The organism is Halioglobus sp. Uisw_031, from assembly GCF_047729875.1.
In the GTDB taxonomy this organism is placed as follows: domain Bacteria; phylum Pseudomonadota; class Gammaproteobacteria; order Pseudomonadales; family Halieaceae; genus Marimicrobium.
In genome coordinates this window covers 2,239,353-2,255,065 of record NZ_CP159826.1, presented here as the reverse complement: position 1 = coordinate 2,255,065, position 15,713 = coordinate 2,239,353, and the positions used below count along the sequence as shown (strand labels likewise).

10 protein-coding genes are annotated in these 15,713 nt (G+C 53.8%); 1 reads left to right on the top strand and 9 read right to left on the bottom strand.

Translation table 11 applies throughout. From position 1 onward, the window contains the following. Positions 1-238: 238 nt before the first annotated feature. From ABXT62_RS10210 to ABXT62_RS10170, 9 genes are all read right to left on the bottom strand, one after another. Complete coding sequence (locus ABXT62_RS10210) at positions 239-2,452, bottom strand: DUF3604 domain-containing protein (RefSeq protein WP_415355154.1); 2,214 nt, start codon at positions 2,450-2,452, stop codon at positions 239-241. Between the two features lie 104 nt (positions 2,453-2,556). Next, on the bottom strand, positions 2,557-2,901 hold the full coding sequence (locus tag ABXT62_RS10205) for a DUF2834 domain-containing protein (RefSeq protein WP_415355153.1): 345 nt from the start codon (positions 2,899-2,901) through the stop codon (positions 2,557-2,559). Positions 2,902-2,913: 12 nt separating this feature from the next. Continuing rightward, the gene (locus ABXT62_RS10200; protein ID WP_415355152.1) at positions 2,914-3,954 is read right to left on the bottom strand and encodes a glutathione S-transferase N-terminal domain-containing protein; all 1,041 of its coding nucleotides are present in this window, start codon (positions 3,952-3,954) and stop codon (positions 2,914-2,916) included. A gap of 24 nt (positions 3,955-3,978) precedes the next feature. After that, positions 3,979-5,019, bottom strand: a complete 1,041-nt coding sequence (locus ABXT62_RS10195) for an MBL fold metallo-hydrolase (protein ID WP_415355151.1) — start codon at positions 5,017-5,019, stop codon at positions 3,979-3,981. A gap of 45 nt (positions 5,020-5,064) precedes the next feature. Next, entirely contained in the window at positions 5,065-6,006 is a 942-nt protein-coding gene (locus tag ABXT62_RS10190; RefSeq protein ID WP_415355150.1) for an alpha/beta hydrolase, read from the bottom strand. 103 nt (positions 6,007-6,109) lie between these two features. Next, positions 6,110-7,576: a flavin-containing monooxygenase gene (locus tag ABXT62_RS10185; RefSeq protein WP_415355149.1), complete on the bottom strand. Its 1,467-nt coding sequence runs from the start codon at positions 7,574-7,576 to the stop codon at positions 6,110-6,112. A 7-nt stretch (positions 7,577-7,583) separates the two neighbouring features. Further along, a complete protein-coding gene (locus ABXT62_RS10180) occupies positions 7,584-9,626 on the bottom strand; it encodes a DUF3604 domain-containing protein (protein WP_415355148.1) in 2,043 nt (680 codons plus the stop codon). A 67-nt stretch (positions 9,627-9,693) separates the two neighbouring features. Next, a complete protein-coding gene (locus ABXT62_RS10175; RefSeq protein ID WP_415355147.1) occupies positions 9,694-11,736 on the bottom strand; it encodes a DUF3604 domain-containing protein in 2,043 nt (680 codons plus the stop codon). 93 nt (positions 11,737-11,829) lie between these two features. Continuing rightward, on the bottom strand, positions 11,830-14,217 hold the full coding sequence (locus ABXT62_RS10170) for a TonB-dependent receptor (RefSeq protein ID WP_415355146.1): 2,388 nt from the start codon (positions 14,215-14,217) through the stop codon (positions 11,830-11,832). 523 nt (positions 14,218-14,740) lie between these two features. On the opposite strand from ABXT62_RS10170, the gene ABXT62_RS10165 reads away from it, so the two are divergent. Next, positions 14,741-15,523: a Coq4 family protein gene (locus ABXT62_RS10165; protein ID WP_415355145.1), complete on the top strand. Its 783-nt coding sequence runs from the start codon at positions 14,741-14,743 to the stop codon at positions 15,521-15,523. Positions 15,524-15,713: the final 190 nt, after the last annotated feature.

Here is a 15,713-nt window from a genome sequence, read left to right as displayed (position 1 = left end):
TTATGTATAGGAGCTGTCCGTTGTCGACGTTGCAATGGGATTACCCAGCAGCACATATCATCGAACACACTGCGACGAGTGATGAAGCCGATGGGTATGGGCATATCAATAACAGCGTCTATCTGAATTGGCTTGATCAATGTGTGTGGGGTCATTGCAAGGCGGTACCACAGAGCCTCCATCCTATTCTGACGAAGGCATCAGATGATTGTGGTCAGGATCGTCCCCAAAACTCTTGCTAGTACTGCGCCAAATAGTGAATGGGCGAAGACCAGGCGCGCTCTTGAATCGTCGTGGCCAAATCGGGCCGGGGCGATACACCGGCACGAATGGCATCCCACGTTGACCAGCGGCACGTTGGGTTTTCTAACGCCCGCGCATAGTAAAAGGCGCGCTGCTGTGGATCGAAGTCCGGGTCGTGCCACAGAGCCGATAGTTGTGTCGCCCCGGTTTCAGGGTTAATGGAACAATCGGAGATATCCACTCTGGCGCCGTTATCAGCGCAACGGTTAGTCTCAGGATTCACGTCAGTGTCACCGGCACAGGCGACATCAATAATATCTTCATGGGTGTTGCCAGCGGCGTCGATCCAGCCTTTGATAATTTGCAGGCGTTGCAGCGGTGCAGCGTCTGGGTCGGCTGAAGCCATGATCAAAAAACTGGGCGTGTCGTACTCGCTGGAGGTGTCGTCTTGCGAAGACGTGACAGTAGAAAGGCTTCCGCCCATGCTGACGCCATTGGCATACGCCCGCTGCACGCCGTCGGCCGTCGTCAGCATGTCCTCATCGAAGCCGTAACCGGCAAGAAAGCGCAGCGCTATTCGCGGGCCTGATGTGGCGAAGACTTCTTTTCGCCGAAAAGCACGGTAGAGCGCCGCCCGCGTGTTTTCTTCTGCCCATGCAGCCGCCAAGCCTGAGGCACCAAATGTAGGGTTAGCGCCGTTAGCATAAATGTCGCCGTTAATTCTAATATTCATATTCTTCCCCATGGGGTTGGGGACAAGGGCCAATGCCGCTTCCATTCCATAATACGTCAGCTCGCCACTGAGTCCGGCTCGCGGTACCGAACCTCGCTGTTCGGCATTGCTTGATAACAAGCCCAGTTTGGACGAAAAGTTTGACTCATCGTTTTGGCTCGCCGCCGAATGGGTGTCGCTTGAGCCGATAAAACCGAACTGATAAGGGTTGGTGATATTCTGCTGCTCTATTGCCAAACCATTCAACAGTGCCTCGCGCACATAGGAGCCCTCCACCTGACTTAAAGCAGCCGTGGCGACTCGGTAAGGCATGATTTCAAAACCAGCCCACTCATCGCGCGACGATAAGATAGGGTGGGTTTCCGATGTCCCCTTTATCTGTGTTATTTCAACAATAGGCTCATTGCGGATTCGCTGCTGCGCGTATTCGTCATCGAAATTGCTGCCTGCCCAATCCACCAGCTTGAACATCTGGCCATTAGACCCATTGGAGTTGTGAGGTATCGCTAGGCTTTCTACCCCTTTCTCTCTAAGCTCATCCATCCACTGCCAAAGGTCCTCCGGATTAACGGAATGAAAACGAGAAAAGGGCTCACGAGGGAGATTCTCTGTTCCCTCAAAAATGACATTCCTATGCAGATTGCCCATGCCAGCCGTTGAGGATGTATATTCATACGCGGCAAACGTCGTAAAGTTACCGGGATCATTAAATTGATCTGCGGCATCAACTGTATCTTCCCAGGCACTTCTGATAACACCAAGCACTTGGTCACGATCCAGTTCACCTGACAGGATTTGTTCGACCGCTCTTGGCAAAAAGTCTGCAAATGTCGCTAACCGCTTTAATGTACTGTACAGGCCTGTGCCGAAGTTTTCCGGGGCGTTCAGGTCGTGATAGGGCTGTGAAAATGCATTTTTAGAGAACTCTGTGGACGTTTCTGCTGCTGCCTTTGTCACACCCAAGAACATGCCGTGGTCGGTCACCGCGTAAAAATCCATTGGCCGTGACAACTGCATGTCATAGCCGGCAGGGTTTTTGATCGGCTCGCCCCGAGCGAAACGGTAAGCATCATAGGGTGTTGCCATCGTACCCATAGAATATCCGTCAAAAGAATAGGTGGTATGCACATGCAAATCACCATAATAGGGCTTGCGCTCTATGGGACGTTCTTCGGTGGTTGCTGTTGGCAAAGTAGCAATCGCTTCCGATGGCTCATCGTTACGTATAAGCAATTCGGTCTCTGTTTCGAACACTTTTTCATTCCACCCTCGAGGGTTACTTGCTAATAACGCATCAATTTCAGCAGTGGTAGCGATCACCTGCTCGTTGGAATGAACGTCTGCAGCGGTACTGAACGCTTCACCGGATGGCTCCATCTTGGTGTCTGAACACGATATTAAACCAAACAGGGTGGCCGCGATTATCAGACTTACCAGCGGTGGCTTGGTGTTCACTTTTTTGAGTATTTTATCCATTCGTATTCTCTTTAGTGATCCACACACCTTTTTAGCACAGTGCCGAGTTCTCTTGTATGAAAAAAAGTTTAACAGCGAGTGGCCGCCTCGCGCTAATCATAGTTTTAATTCTGAGCTAATTCACTCGATTTGGCGCGTTCTCGCAAATAAAGATACAAAGGAAGCCCGCTGGAAATGCCAATAAAGGTGATCGCAACTATCGGCAACCATGTTTTTACACCCAGCTCGCGACCTTCGGTGTGCATTAATATCGCCAGAGTAATGCAGCCGATAATCACATTAATGCCAACCATGGCAGACACCGGCGAGCTGAAGATAGCAGGCATAAGGTGCGCAGGATTATATCCATGCTCTAAAAGATAAGTGGCACCTGCTATCGGGGGCGCCAGTGTGCCGACAATCGCCAATATCAGATAAATATTTTTTCTGTTCATAGGTTGCGTGCTCATTGTTGGGGTTCTTTATTCAAGTGACAGCATGTTCTCGACGCCGGTGCCCTCGAGTAGGGCGTCAACACTGGCACGGCCGGCCGTGCTGAGCGCTCGATAATGTTCATTGGTCCATCGCAGGCACTTGGCCTGGTAGGGAAAGGTCTGTTGGGACCAGGGTGCGCCATCTATCTCGGCATTCCAGGTCTTTTCGCCAGCTTGAACGGCCTGGACATTGGCCAGTTGCGCGGGGACATACATGCGGCCGATTTCTTGCAACAGGCCGCGTAAGCTCTCGGGTTGATCCGCCAACCCTATCCAATCCTGCTCCGTTGGTTCAAGCCCACTCTGATCGCGCATGAGATCAACCCATGCGACTGTGCGTGGAGACACTTCATGGGCAATCGATCTTGGCGTAGGATCGAACCCCACCAATTGGCTCAGTTGGCCGTAGAGGCCGAAGTCTCCAGCAGCGGGGCGGTTACCCAGCATGTATTTTTGGTTGCCCAGATGATTTTCCATGGCGGCAAGAAAGCGCCGATAGCTGGCGTCGATGACGGGTGCCGTCGTGTCATTGGAACCTACCACATACAGACGGCCTATTTGGCGATCTTCGACAAAGTGTTTAAAGTTTTTATGGGTGTCGCTCGGCATACTGACATCCATGCTGAGCGGTAACAGGGTCCCGGCATTATCCGCGTCCAACTTCGCATGCCACCGATAATGGAACATGTATTTGGTACACCACTCGTCGGCGAAGTCTTCGATCAGGTAGTCGATAAAAGCCAGAGCAGGGTCAATGGGCAGTACCGATCGAGGGGTGTGCATGTCTTCTAGGCGCCGGATAATCGGGGTGGAGTCGCATACGGCCTGCGTGTCTTCCGCCTTTTCAAAAAAGAAGGTAGGCTCGAAGATAGGCTTGGGTTTTTCCACCCCCATCGCTTCACAGGCCTCCGCGGGACTGCCCCAATTTACCGCGTAGGGCAGCCGCCGGTAGCGCAGTAGGGCTAGCATTTTCTGTGTGTAGGGCGATCCGGTTCCCCCTGTAAGTCGAATAGGCTCGTCATCCGTCATAAACTGTCTCCTAAGCATTAGAAATCATGGGCGATGGACGATGATGTCGTCACTGTCAGTGGGCAAGTCAAACCACATGAGGTCTTCTGTGAGAAGGAAGTTGTCCGGTGCCCCGCGCATAAAGATATCTTCCACTACAGAATTTGGCGGCACTGGCACCAGGTGATAGAAGGCCACCATGTCTACATTCGATTGCTCTGCGAGTACAATCAGGGCGTCCGTTGAAGCGTGGTAGTCCATGACGTCAGATACGATCTTGGACTGTCGAGACTGTCCCACTGCGCCCAGCGCCTCCGACAGCGCTGTTACCGTTGGCAGTGACAGCGCATCGTGTAGGAGTAGATCCGCCCCGTCGACGATCTTCAGCGTTTCGCTGGTCACATTGCTGTCGCCTGAAATGACAACGCTGCGGCCGCGATAGTCAAAACGATAACCCACCGCAGGATGAATGGGCGGATGCGAAGCAATATAGGCGGTTATTTTGAGATCCCCATCGTCAAGGATGATGCCTGGAACAATCGTTTTGTGCGCCAATACCCCAAGTGCCGGCGGTAGCAAATCTTCTCCGTGGTGACCCGTGCGATGAATCCGATCTTGCCGGTAAGTGGCATTCACGCCGTTCGTTACCTCAGCAACACCTTGCGGGCCATAGATTGTCAAAGGCTGTGGTCGGCCTTGTACCCAGGAATTGAGGTTAATTTCATAAATTTCTGCGATGTGGTCTGAGTGAAAGTGCGTTAGCAGTACGCCGTCCAGTTCACTGGTCGGCAAGCCTAGGCGACTGATATTGTCGGTAGAGCCGGCGCCGGAGTCGATCAGGAAAAAATGCTCCGGCGTAACAACGGCGATGCACGCCTGAGCCTGCCCCATCCCGAGCGGCGATGCGCTGCCACAGACATAAACTCTCAGACTTTTTGAATCCGGAAGTGCCTCGGCGCCGCGTTTGGCGATGATTGCTATGCCGCGTTCAAGAACCATATCCTGTACTGCAGGTAGCGTGAGTAACGCTCGACCCAAGCCGATAATAATGAGTAGGCCGAGAACTACTATCAACGTTTTTTTCATATCCTAAACTCGCTTGAGGCTCCGTGAATCCGATTTCCGAACGAATCAATATAACGCACGAATCGTGTCCGGCTGCTCGAGGCTGATGAAGTGATTGGTGCCTTCAGTCATGAGAATTGAGACACCCCTGTTTTGCTTCTGCCCCTGCAAAGCACTGGCGTGCATGCTGGCTTTATCCAACGAGCTATCCCGTTCACCCAGTACTACCGTTATCGAATGGAAGTGACGGTACGCCTCGAATTCGGTCTGGCGCTGCCAGGCTACAATAGATTGCACGTTGGTGACACAGGTGGCGTAACTGCGGGACACACTGAAAATAGAAAGGCAAAGAGCGGTTTTTAACGGATTAGTGGGACGCATCATGGGTAATTTGAGTAACCGTTCTGTACTGATAGTGCGCGATAGACCAAAATATATCGGTATAAAATAACACGACAACCAGTGTGACAGTGGCTCTGAGCCGTTGCCTGCCGTCTTCGCCTGCGGCAGCACGGGGGCTTCTAAAATGGCGCTTATTGGACGCTCCTTCGCGGCCGTCAACTCGGGGTACTGACAGCCAGTTTCCAACACAACCGCACCGCCGCGAGAGTGACCGTGCAAATACACGTCCCGACCGGTTACGAGACCCTCGATGACCAGGCCCAGGTAAAAGGCGTCGTGCTCGATGGTGCCCATGGCATAGGGGTTTTCCGACCAATCCAGCTCAATAACATCACGGCATTTTTCTCCAACAAAAGGGCAGTGATAGTTGGCGTTGTTGACCAAAATCAGCTCTGCATCATCATCTGTGTACAAATCCTGAAAATAACGCATATCCTCCAGAAAGCCGGGGAAGCAAATAATCGACCGCGAGCATTTATTGTTCGCTGCCCGTATAGCGATATAGGTAGCGCCCACTTTCATTAGCTCGCCGGTAAATTCGCTGCGATGGATCTGCGGAAGATTGCGCAGACGCCAATATTCTCGATAGGCGTGTAATGTCAGCATAAGAAACAGCAGCATTAAACAGAAAATCAACATAGTGAATTTTTGAGCATTAACATTTTATGATTGATAACCAATAATTCAGTTACTGTTAAAGATAGAACGGTTAACGAAACTCCAATTCATCATCATTGAGCCGGCCAAGACGCAAACCGACAAAGTCTCTCATGTAGTTCTGGTAGTTCTTCCACGGCAAGCGATTGCCATTTTTGGGAAACTGCGCCCGTGCGCGCAGGACATAACCGGCGTCGAAATCTAATAGTGGCACTTCATCAACCGTCCCGTTCATGCGTGGCGTCGCGGTGCTATAGTTGCCGCGATCCATCTTCTTCAGTAAGCGGCAGACGTAATTGCCCGTTAAATCCGTTTTAAGGGTCCACGAAGAATTGGTATAGCCCACCGTAAAAGCCATATTAGGCACATCAGAGAACATCATCCCCCGAAAGATAAAGTGCTCGGTTATATCAAGTTTCTTATCATCGATGCTGTACTGGACACCACCGGCAAACTTAAGGTTGAGGCCTGTCGCGAGTATGACAATGTCGGCATCCAGTTGTTTGCCAGATTTGAGTTGAATACCGTCGCTGTTGAACTGATCAATGTGATCAGTCACCACCTCGGCATTCCCGGCGCGTATTGCGGCAAAAAGATCGCCATCGGGTACCGCACACAGACGCTGATCCCAAGGATTGTAGTCCGGGGTAAAGTGAGTGGCGACGTCATAGTCGGGGCCTAGCGCTTTGCGCACTTGACCAATCAGGTATCTCCGCAGCTGTCGTGGTTTTTTGCGCGACAGGTTATAGATATAAATCTGAAACAGCACTTTTTTCCAGCGTATCAGGCGGAAAACCCAATTATCGGGTAACCACTTGCCCAGAGTCTCCGCCATGGGGTCTTCAGCGGGTATGCTGGCTATATACGTTGGTGTGCGCTGCAACATCACCAGGCTAGCCGTGTCTTTGGACATCGCCGGCACCAGAGTCACCGCGGTGGCGCCACTACCGATCACGACCACACGTTTGTCGTGGTAGTCTAAGTTTTCCGGCCAATGCTGTGGATGCAACACCTGTCCGTTAAAGTTATCGATACCCGCAAACTCAGGGATATAACCCTGCTCGTAATCGTAATACCCGCTGCAATTAAAAATGAACTTGCAGCTGATCGTCACTGATTCACTACTGCCATCACCAGAGCCGCCGCGCTCGGCAGTCACCAGCCAGCGTTTTTCGGACGAAGACCAGTTGGCAGCCACCACCTTGTGCTGATAGCGGATATGGCGCTCCACGTCATTTTCCGCCGCTGCCTCACGAATATAGTCGAGGATTTTTTGGCCGTCGGCGATGGTAGATTTGTCCCGCCAGGGTTTGAAGCCGTAACTGTAGGTATACATATCACTGTCGGAGCGAATCCCCGGGTAGCGGAATAAGTCCCAGGTGCCCCCGCTGGTGGCTCTAGACTCAAGAATCATAAAGCTGCGGTCGCTGCAGTTGCGACGTAACTGGCAGGCGCCGCCAATACCGGCTAGGCCGGCACCGACAATTAGCACATCGACTGATTCAAAAGGTTTAGTCATCGTTATCTCAATCTACAAAGTTGTTGTTGTTGTCCGCAGCGCTGTACCAGATAGGCGACGACCATGCGCGTTCCTGAATGGTGGCTGACAGGTCTGAGCGTGGTGTTTCACCTGCGCGTATAGCGTCCCAGGTCGACCAGCGGCAGACCGGGTTTTCTAATACGCGCACGTAGTAAAACGCCTCTTGCCCTGGTATGAAATCGGGATCTTGCCACAGGGATTTCAGCTCGGCGGCGCCGACATTCGCTGTGATAGAGCAGTCATTCAGGTTTACGCGTGCGCCGTTGTTAGGGCAGCGATGGGTTTGCGAGTCAACAATCAATCCGTCTGAGCACGCCACATCATAAACGTGTTCTTGGTGTTCGCCCTCTTCAAGCCAGCCTTTTATGATTTGCACCCGTTGTAGTTGCGCAGTGTTGGGGTCGGCGACAGCCCAGGTAAAGAAGGTGGGTTGGCGATCACCGTCTGCTTTCAGGGTGCCACCCATGGTGGTGCCATCCTGGTAAGCAGTGCTCACTAAGTCAGGGCTATCCAACGGTGCATTATTGAGTGCGTAACCGGCAAAAAAGCGCACTTTTATCCGTGTACCACTGGTGGCAAAGGTTTCTTTGCGACGCAGTGCATCATAAATAGCCTCGCGGGTATTTTCCTCGGCCCATACCCCGGCAACCCCAGATGCGCCCCAATACTTGTAGCCTGAAAAATCAAGGTAGGTTTGGTCGTCTACCACTTCCACCATTTCGGGCGCGGCCAGCTTGACCAGCGTGCCGTAAAGAAAGCTCGCCGGTATAGACCCGCGCTTTTCTGCGGTATCATCAAACGTCCCAATTTTTCCAAAGTAGTTGTCTTCCTGCAGCGAGGCTGCGCCCGTATGCGTATCACTGGAGCCAATGGCACCGAATTTATAGGGGTTTGCTGCGGCGCTGTCTGCCATGGACAATCCGCGTAGCCAGGCGTTACGCACATAGCTACCGCGTGGGTTGCTGGGAATTCTGGTAGAGGTGCGCAGTGGAAAAATTTCGAAATTGGCCCATTCGTCATTCCTCGACAGTAGCGGGTGGGTGTCCGATGTGCCTTTTACCTGCGTGATTTCCACTAACGGTTCATTGCGCATGCGTTGGTCTGCGTACTCTTGATCAATGGCGTTGCCAGCCCAATCGGTAAACATAAACATGGCACCGTTGGAGCCGTTACTGTTGTGCGGTATCGCTAGACTTTCTATATCTTGCTTGCGCAACGCATCCATCCAGTCCCACAGCCCTTCGGGGTTCATGCTGTTGAACCTCGAGAAAGGCTGCGCGGGCAAGCGTTCGGCACCTCGAAAAATCACGTTGCGATGCAGAGCCTCTCTTTCGTCTGTGGAGGAGGTGAACTCGTACCCTGCAAAAGTGGTAAACGTACCGGGCTTGTAAGCTTCATTCGCAGCCTCAACCGTTTGTATCCACCCGGATTTGAGAGCGTCGTTGACGACCCCATCATTGATCGTGCCATTGAGGAGGCTGGCCACGACGTCGCTGACAAAGTTACTAAACACTTTACTTCTTTTGGCCAAATCTAATAGGCCGCCACCCACCGACTCGTTCATGTTGTGATAGGGCTTTGCAAAATCATATTGCGACACCGAGGTGCTGGTATCTTCGGCTTCATTAATCAGACCAAGCATGACCGCGTGATCAGTCACGGCATAAAAATCCAGCGGTTGTGCCATCTGCACTTCAAATCCACCGGGGTGCTTGATCGCTTCACCTTGCGCGTAACGATAGGCATCGGCAGGTGAGGCGGTGGTACCAAAAGCAGAGGCATCAAAGGACAGCGTCGTATGCACGTGCAGATCGCCAAAGTAGGCATTGCGATCGGGGTTAGACGCAGGGCGGCTGTCATCGGGCATGGGCAGTGCCGGGAATGTTATGATCTCATCACTCGCTGGAATGATTGTATTGGTCGTGCGGTAGTATTCTCGCGCCTCTGCACGTTTTTGCGCCTCCTGTGAGTCGCCAGAGCAACCGGCCATTAGGGCGAAAGCGACAATCATTGCAATGCGAAAAATCATAGGGCCTTATTCCTGATTACCGAAAAAGTAAAGCTGCCGACATATCGTTCCGAGAAAACCGCCAGACTTATCCAGCCGGATCAAGCCAGATAGGGCTGGTCCACGCCCGCTCTCGGATGGTCGCTGGGACCCGGGGGTCGGGCTCTCGTCCTAAACGGATGGCGTCATAGCTTGACCAGCGACAGGTCGGATTCATCAGCACACGCACATAGTAGAAGGCAGCGCGGGTTGGATCGTAGTCTGGGTCATGCCAGACGGTCTTCAGTTCATCGGCGCCGGAGTTCGTGCTGAAGTTGCAGGTCGTGACATCGACACTTGCGCCGTTATCTGCACACCGGCCGCTTATTGGGTCAACGGTTAATCCGTTCGAGCAGGCGATATCAACGACCTTCTCGTGGGTTTGACCGTCAGCATCGATCCAGCCTTTAATCATTTGCACCCGTTGCAATGGGGCATCGATTGGATCGCGTGTCGCCCAGACAAAAAAGCCGGGAGAACGTCGCTGCGCCGCATCAGAATTTTGGGGTACGTGTAGTACGCCACCCATGGGCACGCCGTTGCCCATTAAAGACCGGAACGGGTTTTGGACGTCCATAATGGCATCATCAATACCCCAACCTGCATAGAAGCGCACGGCTAAGCGCGGGCCAGATGTCGCATAGGTTTCGCGGCGGGCAAGCGCATCAAAGATCGCTTCACGGGTATTTTCAGGCGCCCAAACCGCCGCTAGTCCACCCGATGTGTTGAATTTTAGAATGGTTTTATAGGCAGCTGCAGTTTCCTCGGTCGCTCTCAAGCGCCGCGCCGCCGAAGACGTGACCGCGCCCACCGCACCGGGAAAGTCCCATTCCTCTACATCCCCGGGGTTGGAGTTGTGGCTGTCAGTGGCGGCGATAAAACCGAATTGCAGAGGGTTAAACCCCAGCTCTTTATCAAGCGCCAGGCCGACCTTAAGTCCTTGGCGGACAAAACCGGTTTTAAAGGCACAGCCGGTGGTTTCGCCGGGCTGACAGGGGTCAAACACTTGTTCAAAGGCACATTCTTCATCGGTCGCGCCCACGCCGAGCGCACATTCCTGTGCGCCCTTGACCTGGAATATTTCTGCCAGCGGTTCACGCTTTTGGCGCAGGCGCCAGTCAGCCTCACTGTATTCCTGTCCGTCCCACGTATAGCGCGAATACGTAAGGCCCCAAGCCTTGTTGGGATTGTGCGGCATGGTGAGAAAGTCACAACCTTCGCCACAATTGGCTTCCAGTCCCTTCCACAGTTCAATGGCGTTGGGCACATCCAGACTTGAAAGGGCGCGCTCAGGCACCGTGTTGGAGCGGAAGAGTACATTGCGATGGTGCTTGCCTTGTTCGGGCAGTCCTGGTGAATACTCGTAGCCGATCAACGTGGTCAGCTCACCCGGTTCATAGTACTTATCGGCAAGATCCGCATAGCGAGCCCAATCATTCTTGGCGTTTTGATAGCACCGTTCGAGTGCATCATCGCCAAATCTACAGGTAGGAAAAGCGCCGGGCTTAGGCGACTGGCGGGTCGTGCGTTGATAGACGCCGGCAGGTTTTGAGGGGTCCCCTGGGGCTGCGGTGCCGCGCACAGCACTGGTCAGGATTTGAAAAATCATCGGGTTAGGCTCGTTGGCCAGCCAGCAGGCGGCACGCTCCGCCAGCGAGAGGTCGGGGCTGTCGCAGTGGGTGCGGGTGCCAAAGCCTTCTGCGTGGTCGGTGATCGCCACAAAGTCCAGTGGGCGGCTAAGCTGCATGACCTGCCCCCCGGGGCTATCTAACGGTTCGCCTTTGGCGAAGCGGTACGCGTCGTCAATCGTCAGCGTGTTGCCAAATAGGGTGGCATCAAAACTTTCGCTTGTGTGCACATGCAATTCACCCCAGTACAGGTTCATATCAGGATTGGGTGCCGCCTGATAAATACCGGCTTGTGGGGCGGGCAGGGTGACCTTGCTATCGTCTTGCAAGGCATAGTCACGGGCGGCGGTTGCCGGCCCATTTTTATCTGCTGATGCCTGCAAGGGCATAATTAATTTAATCCAAATCAAACCCGCGACCGCGAGCAGCAGGACAACAATACCTACGCCGATTTTCTTCAACATACTTTGCTTTCCTGATATTTCTGCAGACACCGAGCCCACTCGAAATGCATTGTTTCATCGTCTTCGCGCAGGCTCGCGACTAAAGATTCCGGTTTAGAAACGATAGCGTGCCTGCACCGCAATGGAACGAGGTCGATTCGGCAGACCAAAATAGCTGTTGGAATTTGTAACCGGCACGTCGTTGTTCCAAATATTGCTCTTCTCGTCGCTGAGGTTCTTGCCGATCAGCGCGACGCTCCAGCTGCGATCCACGTTCGCCAGCGCAATACGCGCATTGAATATCGTGGTGCCATCATTCTTGGTGTTGGGATCTAGGTCCAGCGCTGAGTAAAACGCATCCTCGTAGTTAATGTCTAAGCTATTGACCAGTACCAAGTTATCACCCAATGGCATCACGAAGCGGCCGGTGAGGGTAGCACTCCATTTCGGCGCAAACAGTAGCGTCTCGTCTTTTAGATTCTGGCCACCTGACTGTCCGGGGGCAATATTACTGCCATCTGGCAGCAGGCAACCGGGGTTGTTAACCGGGTCTTCTGCCTGTGGGATGGTACACGTGGCGCCGGTGAAATCGTCGTAATAGGCATCGAGGTAGGCCACGGCGGCGCCGAAGGACAGGCTTTGCGTCGCCTGCCAGCGGCCATCAACCTCTACGCCCTGACTGATGGCTGCCCCTGCGTTACCGACCCGAAACACATCGCCCACCAGCGAACTGGTCTGCAGGTTGTCGTATTCTGACCGGAACACCGCGATATTCAGTTCCGCCGCGTCCTCCAGCAGGCGCATCTTCGCGCCGACCTCGAAGGCCGTCACCGTCTCGTCGTCGTAATTGAGGATCGAGGGCTCGTTGCCCGGCACCGATTCGCCAGTGAGTTCACCGGTAATCGGGTTCGCCAAACGGATCTCGTACCCGGCACCGCTGTAGGCCTCATCAAAGCCACCGGCCTTAAAGCCGGTACTGATACTGGCGTACAGCATGGCGTCATCACTGGCATCCCACTGTGTGATGGCAGAGAAGGTCCATTTGTCCTCGTCGCGACTGAGACCGCTGAAGTTGTGCTGCCGAACATCTGCTATCAACTGGTTATTGATCGGATTAGCGAATAAAAAGTTGTCCTCTCCTGCCCTGAGCTGCAAGCCGTCAGAGAAGGTTTCTTTGTCCAGATCCTTGGTCTCGTCGCTGTAGCGGACTCCAAGGGAAAACCTGAGCGCATTCGTATAGTTCCAGGTGCCCTGGCTGAAGACGGACCAGCTATAGGAATCCTGGTCGAACTTGCTGGGTACGGAGGGGTATTCCTGCAGGTCAGCGTACAGGGGGGGGGCACTCAGCGGGCCCAATTGCGCAAAATCAAGGGCTTGAAAGGTTCGGCTAATCTTCAGGTTATTGTATTGATAGTAGGCGCCAGCGATCCAGTCGATCGTCTCACCGCCAGGCGAGACGAAACGGATTTCTTGACTGTACTGCTCATAGTCCTCTGATGTTGTGCGCCCGAGCCCCGGCGCCGCACTCAGGTCCGTGTTCCCTCCGGATTCCATATCGTAGCCGGAATAGGCGGAAATCGAGGTCAAGGTGGCGAAATCCAACTCCCAGTTCACGGTCGCAACGAAGACGTCAGTCTTGTTGGTATTGGAGCCATTAACATCGCCTGCGCCCTTGTCCCGATCCGAGATGACGGGGAACGGTACGATACCGAAGGCGTTCTCCTGACCTTCGAAATCAGACTGGTACACCACCGTGGGTCGAGATTTACGGTCAAAGTCGCCGTACTCGTATTTGACGTTAATCTCCAACGTATCGGTGGGCTCCCAGCGGAGGCTGCCACGGGCATACCAGTTATCGTTATCGGGGCCCTCCGCGCCGGTAATGACGTTTTCCCACCAGCCATCCATTGAGCTGTAACGCACTGCGAGGCGGCCAGCCAGATCGTCCGTCAACGGGCCAGACACCACAAGGTTGTACTCCTGCTGCCCATCCTCGGGCGCGTAGAGCGCCCCTACCATGCCCTCAAATTCGTCGGTCGGCTTGGCGGTGGTGATGCTGATCGCACCGGCGACCGTGTTCTTGCCAAAAAGGCTACCCTGCGGCCCCTTGAGAATTTCTACACGCTCCAGATCCATGGTCGTCGGCACAGCCGCAAGCGCGCCGCGCCCGGCGTAAACGCCGTCAGTAAACAGGCCTACGGACTGCTCGAAGCCAGCGTTGGTGCCCGACCCCACTCCGCGAATAAACAAATTCGGTGTCCCTGCACCATTATTAATGGTCACATTAGGCACGTACTGAGTGAGTTCCTGCAGATCCAGGATGGCGAAATTGTCGATTTTCTCGCCACTCACCGCAATAATAGAGATTGGCACGTCCTGCAGGTTCTCGGTCCGTTTCTGAGCCGTGACAACCACTTCCTCCAGCGCGAGGTTTTGTGCCAGAGCGCCACTGCCATAAATCACCAGGGCGAGGGCGGATGTTAATGATCTGCTTATTGTCATGGTGATGCTCCACCGTCATTATTAGGAGTTGAGTTGGGGGAGAGAGATTCAGTCCGCACTCTCAACAAAGCGTTCGACTGCGCTGCAGTATGTGAGCCCAGCCAGCAATTGTGCTGGCTGCCGGAGCCCGTGCAGGCGGGGGCGCTATTCTTTTCGCAGGCGCCTCCATCTTCCTAGAAAGTTGATTCTAAGATGGGGCGCTGAACGGGAGGGAATCATATTCGGCCAACTTCTTGTGTGTCTTCTTTTGAAATGGTGCCCGAAAGTGGTCCCGGGATCGGACGATCTATTCTTTTCAACACGTCTGCAGGTTTTTCGGTCTTCGTTACTACCCATGCTGTCATTGTTGTCGCTCAACCTGATTTTAATGTTAAGGCATCAGAGCGATAGAATACACGTTGCAGTAGAGGGGAAGAACGCCAATGGTCCTGTAATACGTGTCCCCAAAAACGAGTGTAGCGAGAATCCCATGGTTGTGTAGACTAGTGGGGTAAATCCGCATAGCGTCCGAGGCTGCGAATCGATGGAACCACTTGGGGCAAAAAGAGGTTGGACTCACCCGCGGGACATTCTGAAGGCGTTCTCTACCCTTGGTGAACTCACGAAAGATCCGAGTCGAACCGACCTGATCGGGGATTTCATCGGGCTTTTGAGCGGACCATCTTCCGATCGTCTGCTACGCAAGGTCTGGAACGACCCAATGGGTCGCTCTATCCTTGAGGAAGGACCCGACCTTCGAGCAACGCTTGCTGACCGCACCTACCTGTCCTCACTGCCTGCCGGTTCGCTTGGACGGACCTATTTCGACTGGACCAGCACGCGCAACTTCACTGCCGACGGAATCGCTCAGGAAGTGAGCAAGCAGGTGGGACGGGAAAGCAAAGACCCGCGGTCTAACATGAGCGCACGCGTAGTCGATATGCACGATCTGTGGCACGTATTGAACGGCTGGGACTCCGACATCTACGGAGAAGTGCATCTGCTGGGTTACAGCTATGCGCAACTCGGTGGCTGGGCCTGGCTCATCCTCGCGCTCATCGCAAATACTATGTTGGCCACTATGGGTCGCTTCGAAGGGTTTGGTTATTTGCGCACCGCGATCCGTCGTGGCCGCAAGGCGACGTTGTTGGTGGCTGTAGATTGGGAGTCAATGCTGCCGCTCCCGCTAGAAGCGGTACGCCGCAAGTTGTCGATTGCAGATCCTGAGCCCTATCAAAGACTGCTAGATGATGAGGTCTACCTCATGCGCAAGCGGAGCCCAGTACATCGCTGGCTGCTCGGTTCGAAGGGTCGCCCATCAGCCTGAGTGAGACGCACTTCACCAGAGACGACGCCCGAGGATTACGACCTGCAGGATGACAGCCGCGAAGTAGAGGACAAATAAAAGGGCTATGTAGGGAAATGCTCTTCCCGCATCCCGATGCTTCACCTGAATGAAACCGAGCGATGGCCGCCGAGTGTGCTATAACCGAAGCGGCCGATCGGCCAGATAGACG